Origin of the sequence: Brenneria sp. L4-2C, from assembly GCF_040240335.1 — a bacterium.
Lineage (GTDB): Bacteria > Pseudomonadota > Gammaproteobacteria > Enterobacterales > Enterobacteriaceae > Brenneria.
In genome coordinates this window covers 82,294-100,852 of sequence record NZ_JBEIAC010000006.1, presented here as the reverse complement: position 1 = coordinate 100,852, position 18,559 = coordinate 82,294, and the positions used below count along the sequence as shown (strand labels likewise).

The 18,559-nt window shown below is 60.1% G+C and carries 19 protein-coding genes; 11 read left to right on the top strand and 8 right to left on the bottom strand.

Going from position 1 to position 18,559, the window contains the following annotated elements:
• Window position 1 precedes the first annotated feature (1 nt).
• From ABRZ26_RS11315 to ABRZ26_RS11305, 3 genes are all read right to left on the bottom strand, one after another.
• A complete protein-coding gene (locus ABRZ26_RS11315; protein ID WP_319604363.1) occupies window positions 2-412 on the bottom strand; it encodes a DUF6515 family protein in 411 nt (136 codons plus the stop codon).
• 66 nt (window positions 413-478) lie between these two features.
• The gene (locus ABRZ26_RS11310; RefSeq protein WP_319604362.1) at window positions 479-829 is read right to left on the bottom strand and encodes a hypothetical protein; all 351 of its coding nucleotides are present in this window, start codon (window positions 827-829) and stop codon (window positions 479-481) included.
• A 193-nt stretch (window positions 830-1,022) separates the two neighbouring features.
• Window positions 1,023-1,445 carry a GNAT family N-acetyltransferase gene (locus tag ABRZ26_RS11305; RefSeq protein WP_319604361.1) on the bottom strand — a complete coding sequence of 141 codons (423 nt, stop codon included), beginning with the start codon at window positions 1,443-1,445 and terminating at the stop codon, window positions 1,023-1,025.
• Window positions 1,446-1,598: 153 nt separating this feature from the next.
• Between ABRZ26_RS11305 and hpt the strand changes: the two genes are divergently transcribed.
• Window positions 1,599-2,141 carry a hypoxanthine phosphoribosyltransferase gene (hpt, locus tag ABRZ26_RS11300; RefSeq protein WP_319604360.1) on the top strand — a complete coding sequence of 181 codons (543 nt, stop codon included), beginning with the start codon at window positions 1,599-1,601 and terminating at the stop codon, window positions 2,139-2,141.
• Between the two features lie 39 nt (window positions 2,142-2,180).
• On the opposite strand, the gene can is transcribed toward hpt, so the two are convergent.
• Window positions 2,181-2,822: a carbonate dehydratase gene (gene can, locus ABRZ26_RS11295; RefSeq protein ID WP_319604359.1), complete on the bottom strand. Its 642-nt coding sequence runs from the start codon at window positions 2,820-2,822 to the stop codon at window positions 2,181-2,183.
• Window positions 2,823-2,948: 126 nt separating this feature from the next.
• Between can and ABRZ26_RS11290 the strand changes: the two genes are divergently transcribed.
• Both ABRZ26_RS11290 and ABRZ26_RS11285 read left to right on the top strand, forming a co-directional pair.
• Window positions 2,949-3,872, top strand: a complete 924-nt coding sequence (locus ABRZ26_RS11290; RefSeq protein ID WP_319604358.1) for an ABC transporter ATP-binding protein — start codon at window positions 2,949-2,951, stop codon at window positions 3,870-3,872.
• Window positions 3,869-4,639: an ABC transporter permease gene (locus ABRZ26_RS11285; protein WP_319604357.1), complete on the top strand. Its 771-nt coding sequence runs from the start codon at window positions 3,869-3,871 to the stop codon at window positions 4,637-4,639. The genes ABRZ26_RS11290 and ABRZ26_RS11285 overlap by 4 nt, the downstream gene beginning before the upstream one ends.
• 52 nt (window positions 4,640-4,691) lie before the next feature.
• Here the strand turns inward: ABRZ26_RS11285 and ssuE are convergent, their stop codons facing one another.
• Both ssuE and ABRZ26_RS11275 read right to left on the bottom strand, forming a co-directional pair.
• Window positions 4,692-5,246 carry an NADPH-dependent FMN reductase gene (gene ssuE / locus ABRZ26_RS11280; RefSeq protein ID WP_319604356.1) on the bottom strand — a complete coding sequence of 185 codons (555 nt, stop codon included), beginning with the start codon at window positions 5,244-5,246 and terminating at the stop codon, window positions 4,692-4,694.
• 275 nt (window positions 5,247-5,521) lie between these two features.
• On the bottom strand, window positions 5,522-7,489 hold the full coding sequence (locus tag ABRZ26_RS11275) for an aliphatic sulfonate ABC transporter substrate-binding protein (RefSeq protein WP_319604355.1): 1,968 nt from the start codon (window positions 7,487-7,489) through the stop codon (window positions 5,522-5,524).
• Between the two features lie 276 nt (window positions 7,490-7,765).
• Between ABRZ26_RS11275 and ssuD the strand changes: the two genes are divergently transcribed.
• The 8 genes from ssuD to ABRZ26_RS11235 all read left to right on the top strand — a co-directional run bounded on the left by ssuD (window position 7,766) and on the right by ABRZ26_RS11235 (window position 17,178).
• The gene (gene ssuD, locus ABRZ26_RS11270; RefSeq protein WP_319604354.1) at window positions 7,766-8,941 is read left to right on the top strand and encodes an FMNH2-dependent alkanesulfonate monooxygenase; all 1,176 of its coding nucleotides are present in this window, start codon (window positions 7,766-7,768) and stop codon (window positions 8,939-8,941) included.
• 29 nt (window positions 8,942-8,970) lie between these two features.
• On the top strand, window positions 8,971-10,368 hold the full coding sequence (locus tag ABRZ26_RS11265; protein ID WP_319604353.1) for an FAD/NAD(P)-binding protein: 1,398 nt from the start codon (window positions 8,971-8,973) through the stop codon (window positions 10,366-10,368).
• Between the two features lie 79 nt (window positions 10,369-10,447).
• Window positions 10,448-11,863 (top strand): LLM class flavin-dependent oxidoreductase, encoded by a 1,416-nt coding sequence (locus tag ABRZ26_RS11260; RefSeq protein ID WP_319604352.1) that lies wholly within the window; start codon window positions 10,448-10,450, stop codon window positions 11,861-11,863.
• Window positions 11,860-12,879 (top strand): methionine ABC transporter ATP-binding protein, encoded by a 1,020-nt coding sequence (locus ABRZ26_RS11255; RefSeq protein WP_319604351.1) that lies wholly within the window; start codon window positions 11,860-11,862, stop codon window positions 12,877-12,879. The genes ABRZ26_RS11260 and ABRZ26_RS11255 overlap by 4 nt, the downstream gene beginning before the upstream one ends.
• Complete coding sequence (locus ABRZ26_RS11250; RefSeq protein ID WP_319604350.1) at window positions 12,876-13,586, top strand: methionine ABC transporter permease; 711 nt, start codon at window positions 12,876-12,878, stop codon at window positions 13,584-13,586. The genes ABRZ26_RS11255 and ABRZ26_RS11250 overlap by 4 nt, the downstream gene beginning before the upstream one ends.
• Window positions 13,583-14,461, top strand: a complete 879-nt coding sequence (locus tag ABRZ26_RS11245; RefSeq protein ID WP_319604349.1) for a MetQ/NlpA family ABC transporter substrate-binding protein — start codon at window positions 13,583-13,585, stop codon at window positions 14,459-14,461. Before ABRZ26_RS11250 ends, ABRZ26_RS11245 begins: the two co-directional genes overlap by 4 nt.
• Before the next feature lie 36 nt (window positions 14,462-14,497).
• Complete coding sequence (locus ABRZ26_RS11240) at window positions 14,498-15,952, top strand: MFS transporter (RefSeq protein ID WP_319604348.1); 1,455 nt, start codon at window positions 14,498-14,500, stop codon at window positions 15,950-15,952.
• The gene (locus ABRZ26_RS11235; protein WP_319604347.1) at window positions 15,949-17,178 is read left to right on the top strand and encodes an acyl-CoA dehydrogenase family protein; all 1,230 of its coding nucleotides are present in this window, start codon (window positions 15,949-15,951) and stop codon (window positions 17,176-17,178) included. Before ABRZ26_RS11240 ends, ABRZ26_RS11235 begins: the two co-directional genes overlap by 4 nt.
• Before the next feature lie 115 nt (window positions 17,179-17,293).
• Here the strand turns inward: ABRZ26_RS11235 and panD are convergent, their stop codons facing one another.
• Window positions 17,294-17,674, bottom strand: coding sequence for an aspartate 1-decarboxylase (gene panD / locus ABRZ26_RS11230; RefSeq protein ID WP_319604346.1), 381 nt, complete (start codon window positions 17,672-17,674; stop codon window positions 17,294-17,296).
• A gap of 16 nt (window positions 17,675-17,690) precedes the next feature.
• Entirely contained in the window at window positions 17,691-18,545 is an 855-nt protein-coding gene (gene panC, locus ABRZ26_RS11225) for a pantoate--beta-alanine ligase (RefSeq protein WP_319604345.1), read from the bottom strand.
• Window positions 18,546-18,559 lie beyond the last annotated feature (14 nt).

Sequence of the window (18,559 nt, the reverse complement as noted above, 5' to 3'; positions counted from 1 at the left end):
TTTATAATCCGGCGGGTTTGGGAACCTCAATATATTCGCCGTTGATATTCCGTTTGTAGTAGCTCCCGTCTTTGACATAGAAACGTTCGCCGTTTATGTCCAGCACGGTGATGCCGTTGCGGGTCGTCGCGACGGCGTCGCCGGGAGGCGCTTCAACAACCACGTACTGGTCGTGCTGGCGCTGGTAGAAAATGCCGTTCAGCACATAATAGGTTAGTCCGGCGATAAGCACGGTTTCCACGCCGGAAGGCAATCTGTCGAAGGCCGCGCCGGGAGCCGGCCCCCAACCGCCTGGCCCCGGCCCGCCGAATCCGCCGCCAGGACCACCGGGGCCGCCGGGGCCGGGGTGCGCCATCGTACTCACCGGCAGTAGCAGACTTAATGCCACAAGCATCGTCAGTGATTTTTTCATACCGTACTCCGTATCGCTCTTGTTTCAACGGATTTCAATCTTGTCTGTTCCGCAAACGGGTGAAAATTATTTATTGGCAGCCTGCTCCGGCGCGATAGGGGGCTCGGGCGGCAGCTCTCTTACCATGACTCTGACTTCGTAGTTTTTATCCGCCCCCTTCGGCGCATTGGCGACCAGCTTATTCAACGCTTCGTCGGGATGACGCGTCTGAAGAGACGCCTCATACAGCGGCGCCGGCGGCGGCGGTAAGCCCGGCCCGGCATGGGGAAACTGCGCCAGCGGCGCCGGTTGCCGGGGGGTTACGCTCTGCGGATTCGCGCCGTCAGGTTTGCCCGCGTCAGGCGCGGCCCAGGCCGAGGCTCCGGACAGCGCCAGCATCAGCGCGGCGACGCCGGATAACGTGGTCAGTTTTTTCATACAACCTCCGATAATTGGGTCTTTCGTCAGCTATAAGAAACGCAATCAGGCGACGCTGCAATGCGCTTTACGCAGATTTATTCTGCGATAACGCAATCTTGTATATTCGTTAACAATTATGAGCATTACCGGCTTCAGTAGCGGAAAACCCACTGGGCCGGCGGTCGCATAATCGATATGCCGACAGGGCGCATCACAGCGCCTTCACCGGGATGACCCAGGCGCTATCATGTCGGGTAAAGCCCAGCCTGGGGTAGTAATCCACCGCTTGCGGCGCGGCGAGCAGAATGATTTTGCACTTCGGAGACAGTTGCTGCGCCGTGACCTGAATCAGTTTTTTCCCTATTCCCCGATGTTGCAGCGCTTCCGATACCGCCAGATCGGACAAATAACAGCAGAAATGGAAATCGGTAACGCTACGGGCAACGGCGACCAGCGTCTCGCCCTGCCAGGCGGAAACCAGCAGACTGGCGTTCTCCAGCATGCCTTCGATGGTCTCGCTATCGGACAGCGGACGACGCGCGCCCAAAGAGGTTTTGGTCAGCAGTTCGATAAATTGCCGGCTGGAAACCGGAACGTTTACTTTGTAATCAATCTCTGTTTCTTGTTGGCTCATGATAATTCCTGTCGGTAAAGATGGGGGATGGGGCTGGCCCCTGCTTTCTGGTATACTTCGCGCCCTTAGGCGCTATCCGTCTGCACTGGCGCATCGTCAATAATCAAATCCTGAACCCTATTGATGGTGCTGAATACCTTTATTCAAAGAGTTATGAGTATGATGAAACATACCGTAGAAGTCATGATTTCCGAACAGGAAGTCAGGACGCGCGTTACCGAATTGGGCCGGGAAATCAGCGAACACTATCGTGACAGCGGCAGCGATATGGTGTTGGTCGGTTTATTGCGAGGCTCATTCATTTTTATGGCCGATTTGTGCCGGGCGATCGATGTTTCACACGAAGTCGATTTCATGACGGCCTCCAGCTACGGCAGCGGTATGAGCACCACCCGCGACGTGAAGATCCTGAAAGATCTGGATGAGGATATCCGCGGTAAGGATGTTCTGATCGTCGAAGATATTATCGATTCCGGTAATACGCTGAGCAAAGTGCGGGAAATCCTGCAACTGCGTTCACCGAAATCGCTGGCCATCTGCACCCTGCTGGACAAGCCGCAACGTCGGGAAGTGGATGTGCAGGTCGAATGGGTCGGATTTGCGATCCCGGATGAGTTCGTCGTCGGCTACGGAATTGACTACGCGCAGCACTACCGTCACTTGCCTTATGTCGGCAAGGTTATTCCGCAGGAATAAATGGACTTAATGACGCCCGGCGCCGGGCGTCATTAGCGCTCAGGAGAGAGAGGACATCGCGCGACGATAGCGTTGTTCCAGCGTTTCCCGACTGGTGGCGCTGATTTCCAGATCGCGCAGTCGTCCGTCCTGAATACCATAAACCCATCCATGGATTGTCACCTTCTGGCCGCGTTTCCAGGCCGACTGCATCACGGTAGAATGACCGAGGTTGTAAACCTGCTCGATCACGTTGATTTCACACAGCGTATTCAACCGCTGTTCCGGGGGTAATTCTCCCAGCAGCGAGCTATGCTTGTACCACAAATCACGGATGTGCAGCAGCCAGTTATTGATTAAGCCCAATTCCGGGTTTTCCACCGCAGCTTGTACGCCGCCGCAGCCGTAGTGGCCGCAGATGATGATATGTTCGACTTCCAGAACTTCAACGGCGTACTGCACCACGGAAAGACAATTCAGATCGGTATGGATCACCAGATTGGCGACGTTGCGATGCACAAATAATTCGCCCGGCTCCAGACTGGTCAGACTTTCTGCCGGCACCCGGCTGTCCGAACAGCCGATCCACAAAAAACGGGGGCGTTGCGCCAGCGACAGTCGTTCAAAATAACCGGGGTCTTCTTCCACCATCGTTGTCGACCAGCGTTGGTTATTGGCGATGAGCGTTTCGATTTCTTTCATGAAAGTAAATGACCTGTAACAAACAAATAGCAGAGAGGTAATATAGGACAACAATCGCCGTTTGAAAAACGATAGTTGAAGAATTGAAACTGTAGAACTTACTGATAATAAGGCAACGCATTTTTTATGACATATGCATTGGAACTGTCGCAGTTAACCAAAACCTATTCAGGAGGCGTCAGGGCGCTGCGCGGCATCGATCTTCGCGTCGAGGCGGGCGATTTCTACGCGCTGTTGGGACCGAACGGCGCAGGGAAGTCCACCACCATCGGCATTATCAGCTCCCTCGTCAATAAAACCGCCGGCAAGGTCAGGGTGTTTGGTTACGATCTTGAGCAGGATGTGGTTAACGCGAAGCGTCAATTGGGGCTGGTGCCGCAAGAATTTAACTTTAATCCGTTTGAAACCGTCTTGCAGATCGTGGTCAATCAGGCGGGATATTACGGCGTCAAGCGTCAGGACGCGCTGCAACGGGCGGAAAAATACCTGAAACAGCTGGATTTATGGGGAAAACGCGACGAACGCGCGCGTATGTTGTCCGGCGGTATGAAGCGGCGTTTGATGATTGCGCGCGCGCTGATGCATGAGCCGAAATTACTGATTCTCGATGAACCCACCGCCGGGGTGGATATCGAACTGCGCCGCTCCATGTGGGGATTTCTGAAAGAGCTCAACGCGCAGGGAACCACGATTATTCTGACCACCCACTATCTGGAAGAAGCAGAGATGCTATGCCGCAACATCGGCATTATCCAGAATGGCGAACTGGTGGAAAATACCTCCATGAAGCACCTGCTTTCCAAACTTAAATCAGAAACCTTTATTTTCGATCTGGCGCTCAAGAGCCCGCTGCCGAAACTTGACGGGTATAAGCATCGTTTGCTGGATACCTCCACGCTGGAGGTCGAAGTGATGCGCGAACAGGGGTTGAACGGCGTATTCAGCCAGCTCAGCGCGCAGGGCATTCAGGTGTTGAGTATGCGCAACAAGGCCAACCGGTTGGAAGAGCTGTTCGTCGCTCTGGTTAATGGTAATGGAGAAAAAGCATGATGCGTTTGTATTGGGTGGCGTTGCAGAGCCTGTGGATTAAAGAGGTGCATCGTTTCGGCCGTATCTGGATACAGACGCTGGTCCCGCCGGTTATCACCATGACGTTGTATTTCATCATCTTCGGCAATCTAATCGGTTCACGCATTGGCGATATGCACGGTTTTGATTATATGCAGTTTATCGTCCCCGGACTGATTATGATGTCGGTGATCACCAATGCGTATGCCAACGTGGCGTCGTCCTTTTTTAGCGCGAAATTTCAGCGCAATATTGAAGAACTGCTGGTGGCGCCGGTGCCGACGCACGTGGTGATCGCCGGTTATGTCGGGGGCGGCGTCGCGCGCGGGATTTGCGTCGGGGTGCTGGTCACGGCGGTATCGTTGTTTTTCGTCCCCCTGCATGTTCATGCCTGGTGGATTATCGTAGTGACGCTGTTGCTGACGGCGGTGTTGTTCTCGCTGGCGGGGTTGTTGAACGCGGTGTTTGCCAAAAGCTTTGATGACATCAGCTTAATCCCCACCTTTGTGCTGACGCCGCTAACCTATCTGGGCGGCGTATTTTATTCGCTGGCGCTGTTGCCGCCGTTCTGGCAGTCGGTATCGAAGCTGAATCCCATTGTGTATATGATCAGCGGCTTTCGCTATGGTTTCCTCGGCATTCAGGATGTGCCGCTGGCGTTCACCATGTCGGTATTGATCGCCTTTATCGCGGCGTTTTACCTGCTGGCATGGTGGCTGATTGAGAACGGCCGCGGCTTGCGTAGCTGAGTTCCGCCAATCCGCCGGGGGGATGGATTTACCATGCCGCCCGGCGGATCGTTTATGAAAACGCCGGCGCGCGATAGTGGGTTTGCCGCTCCAGCGCGCGGGCAAAGTCGCTGAGCGAGGCGGCCAGGCGGGTTTCCAGCGCCGCGCTCAATACCGGCGTGCGATCGTAGTGGGTAATCTGACTGTCCTCGGCGAAGACGCCATGCAGGATCTCCTGCGCCTTCAGCGCATTCAGCACCGGTTTCAGGGCGTAATCCAGCGCCAGCATATGGTTGGACGAGCCGCCGCTGGCCAGCGGCAAAATCACCTTATTTTCAAACGCCCGCTCCGGCAGCAGATCAAGCAGGGTTTTCAGCGCCCCGGTAAAGGAGGCTTTGTACACCGGCGTGCTGATAATCACCCCGTCGGCGGCGGCCAACTGGTCGATAAAAACCTTCAGTCCGGGGCTGTCGAATTTGGCGTACAGCAGATCTTCCGGATTAAAATTAAACAAATTCCAGGGAATCACGTTAATACCCTTTTCTTCAAGCCAGCGTTGGGAAAACGTCAGCAGCGCGCTTGAGCGGGAAGGAATACGCGGACTGCCGGCCAGGGTGATAACGTTCATTCTATCTCCTAAAGATGACATCATGTCGAAGAACGGCCGTAAGCCGCTCTCTACTCATTAACGTGGTTTACAGATGGTTAACTAATCTATACCCGCGTGATAACAGGAGAAATATGATTTCCGGCTGTTGATATTCGTAATCCGCAAATAGCGGATAAGAACGTCGCCCGTGCCTGAGTGTTCCCCATAAATTGGAATATGTCACATTGGTGAATATTTCGTGCGCCACAATGCCGCCATTTCCATGCTACGTCGTAGCACGCGCCCGGCGGCGCTTAATATCGCCCGGCGCTATGTTCCGCATATAGCGGCGCCGGCGGCGACGGCGAACCGGTGCGCCAAATGGCGTCGCGAATATTGATGGCGCGCGGCAGCAATCCCAGGGCGAAAAAACGATCGGCGATGATTTGCTGCTCGCGAATAACGTGGGTATTCATAAAGCGCGGCTTATTGCTGCGGCGCGACAGGGCCAGTTCCAGCGTGGCGCGCGGCAGGCCCAGCTCGGCCGCAAGCAGGGCGGTGGCTTCCGCTCGCTGGTTGTCGATGTAATTGCCGGTTTTCTGCAATGCCGCGAACAATTGTTGCAGGATATCCTCGGATCGTTCGGAAAACTGGCGCTGGGCCAGATAGAACTGCTGGTTCTGCACCCGCTGGCGGCCGTCCGCCAGCACCCGCAGATCGCCGTTGCGCTCGGCGTCGCTCAGCAGCGGATCCCATAACAGCCAGGCGTCCACCGCCTGATAGTCGCTGGGCGCCAACGGATATTTCGGCGGGGCGTAGATAATACGCACGTCCTGCAAGGTCAGCGCGTGTTCATCGAGCAGTTGCAGCAACAGGTAATGCACGTTGGAGCCTTTGTTGACGGCGATGCGCTTGCCGCGCAGTTCGGCGACGCTGGCGATGGGGCTGTCCCGGGCCACCAGCAAGGCCACGCTCTGCGGCGCCGGCGGCTCGTAGGCGACATACACCAGCGGGCAACCCTGGGACTGGGCGAAAATCGGCGGTACTTCGCCGGTGGTGCCGAAATCGATCTCGTCGCTGTGCAAGGCATGCAGCAACTGCGGCCCCGCCGGGAATTCGCTCCACGACACATTGATGCCCTGACCGGCGAACAGCGACTCCAGACTTTGCCGCGCCTTAAGCACCCCCAGATTGCCGAATTTCTGATAGCCGATGCGCAGCTCCCGATCGAGCGATGGCCCTGCGGCGCAGCGCCGCGGCCAGTTCACGCCGGATGCCGAACGCCGCCGCGGCTTGACCAGCCCCTGATGCGCCAGATGGGTACGCAGGGTATTGCGGCTGATCCCCAGCATGGCCGCGGTCTGTATCTGGTTGCCGTTGCAGATGTCGAAAGCATTGCGCACCAGCGATTGGGTCACCCGCTGAAAAATCTGTCCGGCGTCGCTCTGTAGGTGCTGGCGGATAAAGCGGTCCAGTTCTTCCGTCTCCGTCGCGGCGGGGATTTCCGTGGTGCTGGTCAGGCGCAGTTGCCGGGGCGTGATCACCGATTCTTTGCTCAGCAGCACCGCATTGTGCAGGGTATTTTCCAACTCGCGGATATTTCCCGGCCACGGGTAATCCATCAGCAGTTGATGCGCCTCCGCGGAGAGCTGAAGCAGCGGCCGCCCCAGCCGATGGGCGTACAGCGTGAGGAAATGTTCCGCCAGCAGCGGAATGTCCTCCCGGCGCTGGCGCAGCGGCGGCAGGGTGACGGCCGCGACGTTAAGCCGATAGTAGAGATCTTCGCGGAAGCGTTTTTCGCGGATGGCGTGCGCCAAATCCACATGGGTGGCGGCAATCACCCGCACGTTGACCTTGATGGGCCGACGCGAACCGACGCGGGTGATCTCCCTCTCCTGCAACACCCGCAGCAATTTCACCTGAAGCGACAGGCTAAGTTCGCCGATTTCATCCAGCAGTAAGGTGCCGCCCTCGGCGGCTTCGAACCATCCCTGATGGGTTTCGGTCGCGCCGGTGAACGCGCCTTTCTGATGGCCGAACAGTTCCGCTTCGGCCAGGCTTTCATTCAGCGCGCCGCAGTTGACGGCCAGAAAAGGCTGCTGGCGGCGCGGACTGTTATGGTGCAAATAGCGGGCGACCACCTCTTTCCCGGTGCCGGTTTCACCAATGATCAGCACGGTGGCATCGGTGGGCGCCAGTTGATCCAGTACGTTCTGAAACGCGATGGAAGCGGGATCGATCAGCACTGGTTTGTCCGAAGAGAAGGGGCGTCGGTTATGCATAAGTAGCTCCGTGGTTACGGCGGTGTGAAAATCCTATCCGAGTCGCCGGTAAAGGGCGAGAGCCCTAAAGAGGCAAAATGCTGCTTTTGCAGCAGTGAGGGTCAAGGCGCTGTTGCATATGCAACAGCAACGGCATGACGGTGATTTTTTTAATTTATTGATTTTTATATTTTTTATTCGTTTTTAATCTTGGCATGCATTGTGCTGACATCGTTTATAACGAAAGGCGGTTTTTCTATCTACATATAAGACATATTGTTATATAGGAAATGCATAATGAGCCAGGCGCAGCAACAAGCTATCAACGTTTTTTGGTTTTTGCCCACCCACGGCGACGGCCGCTATCTGGGAACCACGGAAGGCGGACGCGCGGTGGATCTGCCCTATCTGCAACAGGTGGCGCTGGCCGCCGACAACCTCGGCTATTACGGCGTGCTGATCCCGACCGGCAAAAGCTGCGAGGATTCGTGGCTGATCGCTTCGGCGCTGGCGCCGATTACCCGTCGCCTGCGTTATCTGGTGGCGGTGCGTCCGGGATTGCAGCCGCCGTCGCTGGCGGCGCGTATGGCCGCCACGCTGGATCGCTTATCCGCGGGCCGCCTGCTGATTAACGTGGTGACCGGCGGCGATCCGGTGGAAAACCGCGGCGACGGCATTTTTCTCAGTCACGCCGAACGCTATGAGGTGACGCAGGAGTTCCTCACCGTCTATTCACGCTTGCTCAAAGGGGAGAAGGTCGACTTCACCGGCAAACATATCCGCGTCGAGGGGGCGGAGATTCTGTTTCCGCCGGTGCAGGAGAACGGCCCGCCGCTCTATTTCGGCGGATCTTCCCCGGAAGCGATCGACGTCGCCGCCAATCAGATCGACAGCTACCTCACCTGGGGAGAGCCGGTCGAGCAGGTGGCGGAGAAACTGGCGCGGGTACGCCGGCGGGCGGCCGCAGCGGGACGCACGCTAAGCTACGGCATCCGTCTGCATGTGATCGTGCGTGAAACCGAGGAGGAAGCCTGGGCGGCGGCGGACCGGCTGATCGCCCATCTTGACGAGGAGACCATCGCCAGCGCGCAGAAAATCTTCGCCCGCATGGACTCCACCGGACAACAGCGCATGAGCGCTCTGCACGGCGGTTCGCGCGACAGTCTGCGCATCGGCCCCAATCTCTGGGCCGGGGTGGGACTGGTGCGCGGCGGCGCCGGCACCGCGCTGGTGGGCAATCCGCAGCAGGTGGCCGAACGTATCCGCGAATATCAGGCGCTGGGTATCGAGAACTTTATTTTTTCCGGCTATCCGCACCTGGAGGAAGCGCACCGCTTTGCCGAACTGGTGATGCCGCTGCTGCCGGTCTCCGAAGCGGCGGAGCGTCAGGCGCGTCAGGTGAATACCGGGCCGTTCGGCGAAACCATCGGCGGCGATAAACGGCCGGTTAACAAACAGGCCGGCGCGCGTTGAGCGCCGGCGTCATGGAGAGGGAAGAGCGCATGACTAAACGGCGGATAGTGATTGTCGGCGGCGGCTATACCGGTACGGCGGTGGCGATTCATCTGGCGCGCGCCGCCCGGCCGGAGCTGGAGATAACCGTGGTGGAGCCGCGCGCGCAGGTGGGGCAGGGCGTGGCCTATTCCAGCGCCGACGCGGCGCACCGTATCAACGTGCCGGTGGAAAGGATGTGGCTGTCGCGCGCCGAGCAAGACAGTTTCGAGCGCTGGTTCGAGGAAACCGGCGGCCTGCGCGACGACCCCGACGCCCTCTGGCGGGACGGTAAAATCTACCCGCGGCGCGGCGTGTTCGGCCGCTACATGGCGGAGAAATTCGCCCAGGCGGCGGGCGGGAATTTGCGTCATCTGCAAGACCGCGCCGTTGACTGGCGGGACGGATTTATCGTCACGGAACAGGGCGTCAGGCTGAAGGCCGATGGCGTGGCGCTGGCCGTCAGTCATCCGCAGCCGTCGCTGCCGAGTCCGCTGGCGCAGGTACGTCATCCCGGATTGATCGCCGACCCCTGGCGTCACGACGCGCTGGATGCGGTGGCGGAGAACGATCGGGTGGCGATTATCGGCAGCGGTTTAACCATGGCCGACGTGGTGGCGTCGTTGCAACGGCGGGGTCATCGCGGCGCCATCGTGGCGTTTTCCCGCCGCGGCCTGCTGTCCCGCCCCAACGTCGGCGGCGACTTTCCCGACTGGACGCTGGAGATATCGCCGGCGCAGGCCGCCACGCCGCGCGCGCTGCTGAGGCTCATCCGCCAGGAAGTTCAGCGCGCCGCCCTCCAGCGGCAGCCCTGGCAAAAGGTGCTGGATGAGATTCGCGTCAACGGGCAACAGCTATGGCAGCAGTGGCCGCAGGCCGAGCAGCGGCGTTTCCTGCGCCACCTGCGCGCCTACTGGGACGTACACCGTTACCGCGTCGCTCCGCAGGTCAGCGCGCTGTTGGCGCAACAGCGCGCGCAGGGCAGCCTGCGGGTGCTGGCCGCCCGGCTGCAACAGGCGTCGGTGGGCGACGATAACGCCATCGCGCTGCAACTGCGAAAACGCGGCGGCGGCGCGGAAACCCTGCATGTCGACCGGCTGGTCGTTACCACCGGCCCGGCCCACGGCGCGCTGCTGGAGAGCAATCCGCTGTTCCGGGCGCTGGCTCAACGCGGCGAGCTGCGCGCCGACCCGCTCGGGCTGGGGCTGCTGGTCGATGAGCACAGTCGGGTTATTGACCGGCACGGCCGGGCGAATCCGCGCCTGCTGGTGGCCGGCCCCGCGGCACGCGGGCGTTTTGGCGAACTGATCGGTTTGCCGCAGGTCGCCGACCACGCCGAGGCCATCGCCCATCAACTGCTGGCCGCCGTCACTTCCGGCGACGCGCAGCGATGTCCCGCGCCATCCTGAATCTTCTCTACTGAGTTAACCCGATAACAATAACCCGGCCAAGACAGGGCACCGGTCCGGGATCGCTATGGAGAAAACTATGTCATCGCAACGTGAAATCCGGCTTAACGCCTTTGATATGAACTGCGTCGGTCATCAGTCGCCCGGCCTGTGGGCGCACCCGCGCGACCGTTCCTGGCAGTACAAGGATCTGGAATACTGGACCGATCTGGCGCGCCTGCTGGAGCGGGGCAAGTTCGACGGTCTGTTTATCGCCGACGTGCTGGGGATTTACGATGTGCTGAACGGCAACGGCGACGCGGCCATCCGCCAGGCGACGCAGGTGCCGGTCAACGATCCGCTGGCGCTGATCACCCCGATGGCGCTGGTCACCGAGCATCTGGGCTTCGGGCTGACCGCCTCGCTCTCTTTTGAGCATCCGTATCCCTTCGCCCGCCGGCTCTCCACCCTCGACCACCTGACCAAAGGGCGGGTCGGCTGGAATATCGTCACCTCCTATCTGGAAAGCGGCGCGCGCAATATCGGCCAGCAGAGCCAGACCGACCACGATGCGCGCTACGACTACGCCGACGAGTATCTGGAGGTGGTGTACAAACTGCTGGAAGGCAGTTGGGAAGAGGGGGCTGTTCTGCGCGATCGCCAGCGGCGCATTTTCAGCGATCCGAGCAAAATTCATCCGATCAACCATCAGGGCAACTTCTTTCAGGTGCCGGGCATTCATCTGTGCGAACCGTCGCCGCAGCGGACGCCGGTGCTGTATCAGGCCGGCGCCTCCAGCCGCGGTAAACAGTTCGCCGCGCAGCACGCCGAGTGCGTGTTCGTCGCCTCGCCCTCCCGCGTGCTGCTGAAAAAGACGGTGGCGGATATTCGCCGCCGCGCCGTCGAAGCCGGGCGCGATCCCTACGACATCAAAATTTTTAATTTGCAAACCGTGATTGTCGGCGAGACGGACAAGGAAGCGCAGGACAAATGGCGGGAATATAAGTCCTGGGTGAGCTATGAAGGCGCGCTGGCGCTGCTTTCCGGCTGGACGGGCATCGATTTCGGGCAATACCGGCCGGATCAGGTGCTCAAGCATCTGCATACTAACGCCATCCAGTCGGCGGTGGAAAACTTCTCCACCGCCGATCCCCATCGCCAGTGGACGGTGCAGGGGCTGGCGGATTGGGTAGGGATCGGCGGCTTCGGCCCGCTGCTGGTCGGCGGCGCGGCGACGGTGGCCGATGAGTTGCAGTCCTGGGTGGAAGAGACCGACGTCGACGGCTTCAATCTGGCCTATGCGGTCACCCATGAGACCTTCAGCGACGTGGTGGAATTGTTAGTTCCCGAGCTACAGCGCCGGGGGGTATTCAAACGCGACTATGCGCCCGGCACCCTGCGGGAAAAACTGTTCGGACAGGGGCCGCGTCTCGCCGCGCCGCATCCGGGGGCCGCCTACCGGCGCGGGCCGGCGCTCAACCCGACGGAACAACCGGTGGGAGAGCGGCAGCCATGATCGATATTTCGCAATTGCATAAACAGTATCGCGGGCGCAACGGCGAGAGCGTCGAGGTGCTGAAAGGCGTGTCGTTGCAGGTGCCGGCCGGATCGATTACCGCGGTGGTCGGCCCCAGCGGCGCCGGAAAATCGACGCTGGCCAAATGCATCAGCCTGCTGGAGCGGCCGAGCAGCGGCAGCATTCAGGTCAACGGACAGGATTTGTCGCGCCTGTCCGGCGAGGCGTTGCGCCGCGAACGGCGGGCCATCGGCACGGTATTTCAGTCATCGGCGCTGCTGCAACGCAAAACCGCGTGGCAAAACGTCGCGCTGCCGCTGGAGTATCTGGGGGTTATCCCGGCCGAAATCGAACAGCGCGTGGGCCATCTGCTGGAGAGCGTCGGGCTGAGCGATAAGGCGGCGAGCTATCCGGCGCAGCTTTCCGGCGGCCAGCGCCAGCGCGTCGGCATCGCCCGGGCGCTGGCGCTCAACCCGTCGGTGCTGCTGGCCGACGAAGCCACTTCCGGTCTCGACCCGGCGTCGACGCGCGCCATTCTGACGCTGCTGAAACGGCTGCGCGACGAATTCGGCCTGTCGATTATTTTGATTACCCATGAGATGGAGGCGGTGCGCAATGCCGCCGATGCGGTAGCGGAGCTGCGCGACGGCGCGATCGTGCAGCAAGGGGCGGTGCGGGATTTACTGGCCGCGCCGGATTCGCTGCTCGGAAGGCAACTGTTCCCGCTGGAGGCCGTCGACGCCCAGGGGGATCTGCTGCTGCACGTCACCTATTCCGCCCGGCAGCCGGTGGCCGCCGACTGGATCAGCCACATCAGCCAACTGCGGCAGTTGCGCATCGATCTGCTCGGCGGTCATATCGAACGCGTGGGCGGTCAACTGGCGGGACGGCTGCAATTGGCGGTGCATTTTCAGGGCGCGCCGCTGGCGCCCGGGGCGCTGGTGGAACAGCTTAGCCACTATGGGGTTATCGCCCAGGTGGCGGGTGAGTCTGAAGCATGGCGGGAGGCGGTATGACGCAAACGGCAAGCAAGGTTATCAGCCAGGATACCCCCTGGGATCAGATTCATCACCTGATGCTGCCGGCCTATGGCGAAACCTGGCTGATGGTCGGCATCGTGATGCTGTTTGTGGTCGCCGTCGGCGGGGCGGTCGGGGTGGTGTTGTTCAACACCTCGACGCGCGGTCTGTTTCCCCGTCCGCTGGCGTATCGGACATTAAGCTGGCTGGTGAATATGGGGCGCTCGCTGCCGTTTCTGGTGCTGATGGCGGCGATTATACCCTTTACCTTCTGGCTGACCGGCACCACCATCGGCATCCCGGCGGCGGTGATCCCGATGATTGTCGCCGGCGTGCCGTTCTTCGGCCGGCTGGTGGAGAACGCCCTGAATGAGCTGCCGCCGGAGGTGACCGCGGTCGGGCTGGTGTCCGGCGGCTCCCACTGGCAGATCATTACCCGCGCCCAGTTGAGCGAGGCGCTGCCGGCGCTGGTCTCCGCCATCACCCTCAATCTGATTTCGATGATCGAATACTCGGCGATCGCCGGCACCATCGGCGCGGGCGGCATCGGCTATCTGGCGGTGGTGTACGGCTATCAGCGTTTCGATCATCACATCATGATCGCCACCATTGTGGTGCTGATCGTCACCATTCAATTGATTCAGTTTATCGGCGACCGCCTGGTGGCCGCGTTACGTCATCCACAGGGAACGCATTCATCATGACCCATCAGACGACTTTCACATTACGTAAAAAACGACGCTGGCCGTGGTGGCTGGCGCTGGCGGTTGTCGCGGCCATCGCCGTCGGCGTCGGGTATTTCGCCCAGCAGAAGGCGCAGGCGGTGAATTTCGGCAGCACGCTGGAGGTGCATTTCGAACCGGCGATGGCCGGGGAGGAGCGGGTGATCCAGTTCGTCGCCGAGCATATCGCGCCGGACTACGGCCTGACGCTGATTGCCAGCGGTTTGCAGGACCCGGTGCAGGCCAACCGGGCGGTGGCGGAGGGGAAATACGCCGCCACCATTTATCAGCATCAGTGGTGGCTGAAACAGGTGGTGGACGCCAACGGATTCAAGCTGACCCCCACGCTGCCGGTGTTCCAGTGGGCGTTCGGCATCTATTCCGATCGTTATCGCTCCTTCGACGACCTGCCGGACGGCGCGGAAATCGTCATCCCCAACGACGGCGCCAATCAGGGGCAGGCGCTGTGGCTGTTGCAGCGCCTGAATGTGATCGGCCTCGATCCGGCGATCGAGCCGCGCACCGCCAAATTAAAAGATATCAGGGAGAATCCGCGCCGCTTTAGCTTTAAGGAACTGGATCTGCTCACCATGCCGCGCGCGTTGAATTCGGTGGACGCCGCCATTGGTTATGTTTCGCAATTCGACGCCGGCAAAGTGCCGCGTGAGAAAGGCATTTTATTTCCGCCGGCGCCGAAAACCTTCGCCTCGCAGTTAGTGATCGGCACCGATTATTTACATAACGAAAACATTATCAAACTGCAAAAAGCCTTTGCCGACGCAAGGGTGCAGCAGTGGTTAAGGGAAACCGACGATCCGCTGGTGCAAGGCGTATTGGTGCCGGTTTCCGCCGAGTGAGTCACCTGCATAAATAAACGATAGCTAGAGGGAATTATGAGTACATTAAATATCGATGATGGAATCGATCCATCGTTATCGGCGCCGGTGCGCTCGGCCGGCGATGTGGCGCGGCTGATTAACACCCGCACCGATAGCACCAGCTATGCGCGCATGATTGTGTTTTTGGCGCTGGGCGGAATATTTCTCGATGCCTACGACCTCACCACGCTCTCTTACGGTATTGACGATGTGGTGAAAGAGTTTTCGCTGACGCCGGTGGTCACCGGGCTGGTCACCTCGTCTATCATGATCGGCACCATTATCGGCAACCTGATTGGCGGCTGGCTGACCGATAAATACGGGCGCTACTCGGTATTTATGGCCGACATGCTGTTCTTCGTGGTGTCGGCGATCGCCGCGGGGCTGGCGCCGAACGTCTGGGTGTTGATCGGCGCGCGTTTCCTGATGGGGATCGGCGTCGGGATCGATCTGCCGGTGGCGATGGCCTATCTGGCGGAGTTTTCCAAATTCAGCGGCAAAGGCAACAAGGCCGCGCGTCTCGCCGCCTGGTGTCCGATGTGGTACGCCGCCTCATCCATGTGCTTTCTGATTATCTTCGGCCTCTATTTTCTGCTGCCCGCGGAGCATATGGACTGGCTGTGGCGCGCCTCGCTGCTGTTCGGCGCGGTGCCGGCGCTGCTGATTATCGCCGTGCGGCGCAAATTCATGAATGAATCGCCGCTGTGGGCGGCCAATCAGGGCGACCTGAAAAGCGCGGTGCGCATTCTGCGCGAGTCCTACGGCATCCAGGCCCATGAAGCGGAGCCGGATCGCCCGGTGGAGGAGAAGCCCAAGCCGCCCAAGGTCAGCTTCCGCGTGCTGTTTCAGAAACCGTACCGGGAACGCACCATCGTGGCGGGTGTGATGAACCTGTGTATCGCCTTCGAATATACCGCCATCGCCTTCTTCCTGCCTTCGATTCTGGCCCAGTTCCTCGGCGCCGGGGTATTTGAAACCATCTCCGCGTCGCTGGGGCTGAACGCGCTGTTCGCCTTTACCGGCGGTTTGCTCGGCATGCGGCTGGCGTGGAAATTTCCGTCGCGCCACGTGGCGATCGCCGGTTTCGCGCTGCAATTCATCGCCCTGATTGCGCTGGCGTTGATTGGTCAGCCGCAGGCCACCATCGGCATCGTGCTGGCGGTCAGCATGCTGGCGCTGTGGCTGTTTGCCGAAGGCTTCGGGCCGGGGGCGCAGCTGATGATCTACCCGGCGCTCTCTTATCCTACGTCGATTCGCGCCACCGGCGTCGGCTTCAGCCGCTCGCTGTCGGGAATAGGCAGCGCGCTGGCGCTGTTCGTGTTGCCCATTTTGCAGGCGCGCTTCGGCACCGATATGTTCTGGCTGGTATCGCTCAGCGCCATTATCCCGATTATTTTCCTGCTGGCGGTGCGTCATGAACCGACCAAACAGGATATCGACGATGTAACTGATGAAAGGAGTGAAGCATGAGCGCAAATCCGCTGATTGCGACCGGCGCCGATTACGCCCGGCTGGCCGCCCGGTTTCGTCCGATATTTACCCGCATCGCCGCGGGCGCGCTGGAGCGGGAGCGTACGCGCCAACTGCCCGATGAGCCGCTGCGCTGGCTGAAGGAGGCCGGATTCGGCGCGGTGCGTATTCCCCAGGAGCAAGGGGGCGACGGCGCCTCGCTGCCGCAGCTGTTCCAACTGCTGATTGAGCTGGCCGAGGCCGATCCCAACCTGCCGCAGGCGCTGCGCGGACATCTGGCCTTCGTCGAGGATCGTCTGAATGCGCCGGACAGCCCGGAGCGCGAGCGCTGGCTGCGCCGTTTCGTCGCCGGTGAGACCGTCGGCAGCGCCTGGAGCGAAATCGGCGCGGTGAAGCTGGGGGAGGTCAACACCCGGGTAACGCCCGCCGCCGACGGCTGGCGGTTGGACGGCGAGAAGTTTTACAGCACCGGCACGCTGTTTGCCGACTGGATTGACGTCTACGCCGAGCGCGCCGACAACGGCGGATCGGTGATTGCGCTGGTCAGCACCGCGCAGGCGGCGGTCCAGCGCGACGACGACTGGGACGGTTTCGGCCAGCGCCTGACCGGCAGCGGCACCACCCGCTTTAAGCAGGCGCACGTGCAGGCCGAGCATGTGTATGATTTCGCCGATCGCTTCCGCTACCAGACCGCCTTTTATCAGCAGGTGCTGCTGGCGGTGCAGGCGGGCATCGGCAGGGCGGTGACCCGCGATGCGGCGCAGGGCGTCAGCCGGCGCAAGCGTATCTACAGCCACGGCAACGGCGATCTGGTCAGGGACGACGTGCAGGTTCAGCAGGTGGTCGGGCAGATATCGGCCTGGTCTTACGCGGTGGAAGCCTCGGTTCTTCAGGCGGCGACATCGTTGCAGCGCGCCTACGAGGCGCACTTCAGCGGCGACGAGGCGCTGGAGCTGGAGGCGAATATCGCCGCCGAAGTCGACGCGGCCAAAGCCCAGGCTATCGCCACCGAGCTGATCCCCAAAGCGGCGACGGAGCTGTTTAACGCGCTGGGCGCCTCCGATACCCGCGCCGATAAGGCGCTGGATCGCCACTGGCGCAATGCGCGCACCGTGGCGTCGCATAATCCGGTCATTTATAAACTACGCAATATCGGCGCCTGGGAGATCAGCGCCACGCCGCCCACCTTTATCTGGCAGATCGGCAGCAGCCGTCGGGAGGAATAACCATCCATCGATGGTTGGGGAGAACGACGCCCATTGCCTTCCTGCAATGGGAAGGCAATGGGGTTGGAAGCGGAAGGGCTTTTTACAGCCTGAGGCGGCATGTCGCCGCCTTTCTTCAGGCTACCTGCACCGGAATGGCTTTGGCCTGGCGCTGTAGCTCGTTGTCGCCGGCGAAATAAGCCACTTTGGGATGATGGTCTCTCGCCTGTTCGTCGGACATCTGCACATAGGAACAGATAATCAGTTTGTCGCCTACGCAGGCGCAGCGAGCGGCGGCGCCGTTGACCGAAATAATCCGCGAGCCTCGCTCGCCGGCGATCGCGTAGGTTGAGAAGCGTTGGCCGTTATCGACGTTATAGATATCAATCGCTTCGTATTCCAGTATGCCGGCCGCATCCATGAAATCCTGATCGATGGCGCAGGATCCTTCATAGTGCAAATCAGCCTGGGTCACTTTTACCCGATGCAGTTTACCCTGCAACATGGTGCGTATCATGGTTTATCACCTCGGTTCAAACAGTCAAATCGACCTGCTGGTTATCAATTAATCGCGCTTTACCCAACCAGGCGGCCATTAATACCACCGCGCGGGAACTGTCTACCGTCAGCGGCAGCAGCGTTTCGGCGTCGCGAATGAATAGCTCGTCCGGCGTGAATCCGGCTTGTCTCAGGGACACTTCAGCCTGCGCGATTAACTCGTCCAACTGACGATTGCCGTCAGCCAGTTGCGCCGCCACGGTCGCCATGATCTGATTTAATTGCGGCGCGATCCGGCGCTGCTCGGCGCTGAGATAGCCGTTGCGCGAACTGAGGGCCAGCCCGTCTTTGGCGCGCACAATCGGCACGCCGATAATGCTGATGTCATAACCCATATCGCGCACAAGCTGACGAATAAGCGCCAACTGCTGGTAATCTTTCTCGCCAAAGCAGGCCAGATCGGGTTGCACCATATTAAACAACTTGCTCACAATGGTTGCGACCCCGCGGAAATGACCGGGACGGCTGGCGCCTTCCAGCATATAGGAAAGGCCGGGGACTTCGACGAAGGTTTGTTCTTCCAGCCCGTGCGGATAGATATCTTCCGGCGCGGGGGCGAAAACCAGATCGACGCCGCGGCGGGTCAGCTTCTCGCAGTCTTCCTGCAAGGTGCGTGGATAGCCGGCTAAATCATCCGGTCGTTCAAACTGCATCGGATTGACAAAAATACTGACGACGACGATGTCGGCCCGTTCTCTGGCCTCATCAACCAACCTCATGTGTCCGTCGTGCAAATTACCCATCGTGGGAACCAGGGCGATGCGTTTCCCATCCTGGCGCCAGCGGCGGATTTCACGACGTAACAACAGAGGGGTTTCAATAATCAACACGTCTATACTCCTTA

Coding starts and splice junctions, on each gene's coding strand:
- ABRZ26_RS11290 (WP_319604358.1), top strand. CDS start 2,949: ATGACATATGCATTGGAACTGTCGCAGTTAACCAAAACCTATTCAGGA.
- ABRZ26_RS11285 (WP_319604357.1), top strand. CDS start 3,869: ATGATGCGTTTGTATTGGGTGGCGTTGCAGAGCCTGTGGATTAAAGAG.
- ABRZ26_RS11275 (WP_319604355.1), bottom strand. CDS start 7,489: ATGCATAACCGACGCCCCTTCTCTTCGGACAAACCAGTGCTGATCGAT.
- can (WP_319604359.1), bottom strand. CDS start 2,822: ATGAAAGAAATCGAAACGCTCATCGCCAATAACCAACGCTGGTCGACA.
- ABRZ26_RS11240 (WP_319604348.1), top strand. CDS start 14,498: ATGAGTACATTAAATATCGATGATGGAATCGATCCATCGTTATCGGCG.
- ABRZ26_RS11265 (WP_319604353.1), top strand. CDS start 8,971: ATGACTAAACGGCGGATAGTGATTGTCGGCGGCGGCTATACCGGTACG.
- ABRZ26_RS11305 (WP_319604361.1), bottom strand. CDS start 1,445: ATGAGCCAACAAGAAACAGAGATTGATTACAAAGTAAACGTTCCGGTT.
- hpt (WP_319604360.1), top strand. CDS start 1,599: ATGAGTATGATGAAACATACCGTAGAAGTCATGATTTCCGAACAGGAA.
- ABRZ26_RS11315 (WP_319604363.1), bottom strand. CDS start 412: ATGAAAAAATCACTGACGATGCTTGTGGCATTAAGTCTGCTACTGCCG.
- ssuE (WP_319604356.1), bottom strand. CDS start 5,246: ATGAACGTTATCACCCTGGCCGGCAGTCCGCGTATTCCTTCCCGCTCA.
- ABRZ26_RS11235 (WP_319604347.1), top strand. CDS start 15,949: ATGAGCGCAAATCCGCTGATTGCGACCGGCGCCGATTACGCCCGGCTG.
- panD (WP_319604346.1), bottom strand. CDS start 17,674: ATGATACGCACCATGTTGCAGGGTAAACTGCATCGGGTAAAAGTGACC.
- ABRZ26_RS11260 (WP_319604352.1), top strand. CDS start 10,448: ATGTCATCGCAACGTGAAATCCGGCTTAACGCCTTTGATATGAACTGC.
- ABRZ26_RS11250 (WP_319604350.1), top strand. CDS start 12,876: ATGACGCAAACGGCAAGCAAGGTTATCAGCCAGGATACCCCCTGGGAT.
- ABRZ26_RS11245 (WP_319604349.1), top strand. CDS start 13,583: ATGACCCATCAGACGACTTTCACATTACGTAAAAAACGACGCTGGCCG.
- ABRZ26_RS11310 (WP_319604362.1), bottom strand. CDS start 829: ATGAAAAAACTGACCACGTTATCCGGCGTCGCCGCGCTGATGCTGGCG.
- ssuD (WP_319604354.1), top strand. CDS start 7,766: ATGAGCCAGGCGCAGCAACAAGCTATCAACGTTTTTTGGTTTTTGCCC.
- ABRZ26_RS11255 (WP_319604351.1), top strand. CDS start 11,860: ATGATCGATATTTCGCAATTGCATAAACAGTATCGCGGGCGCAACGGC.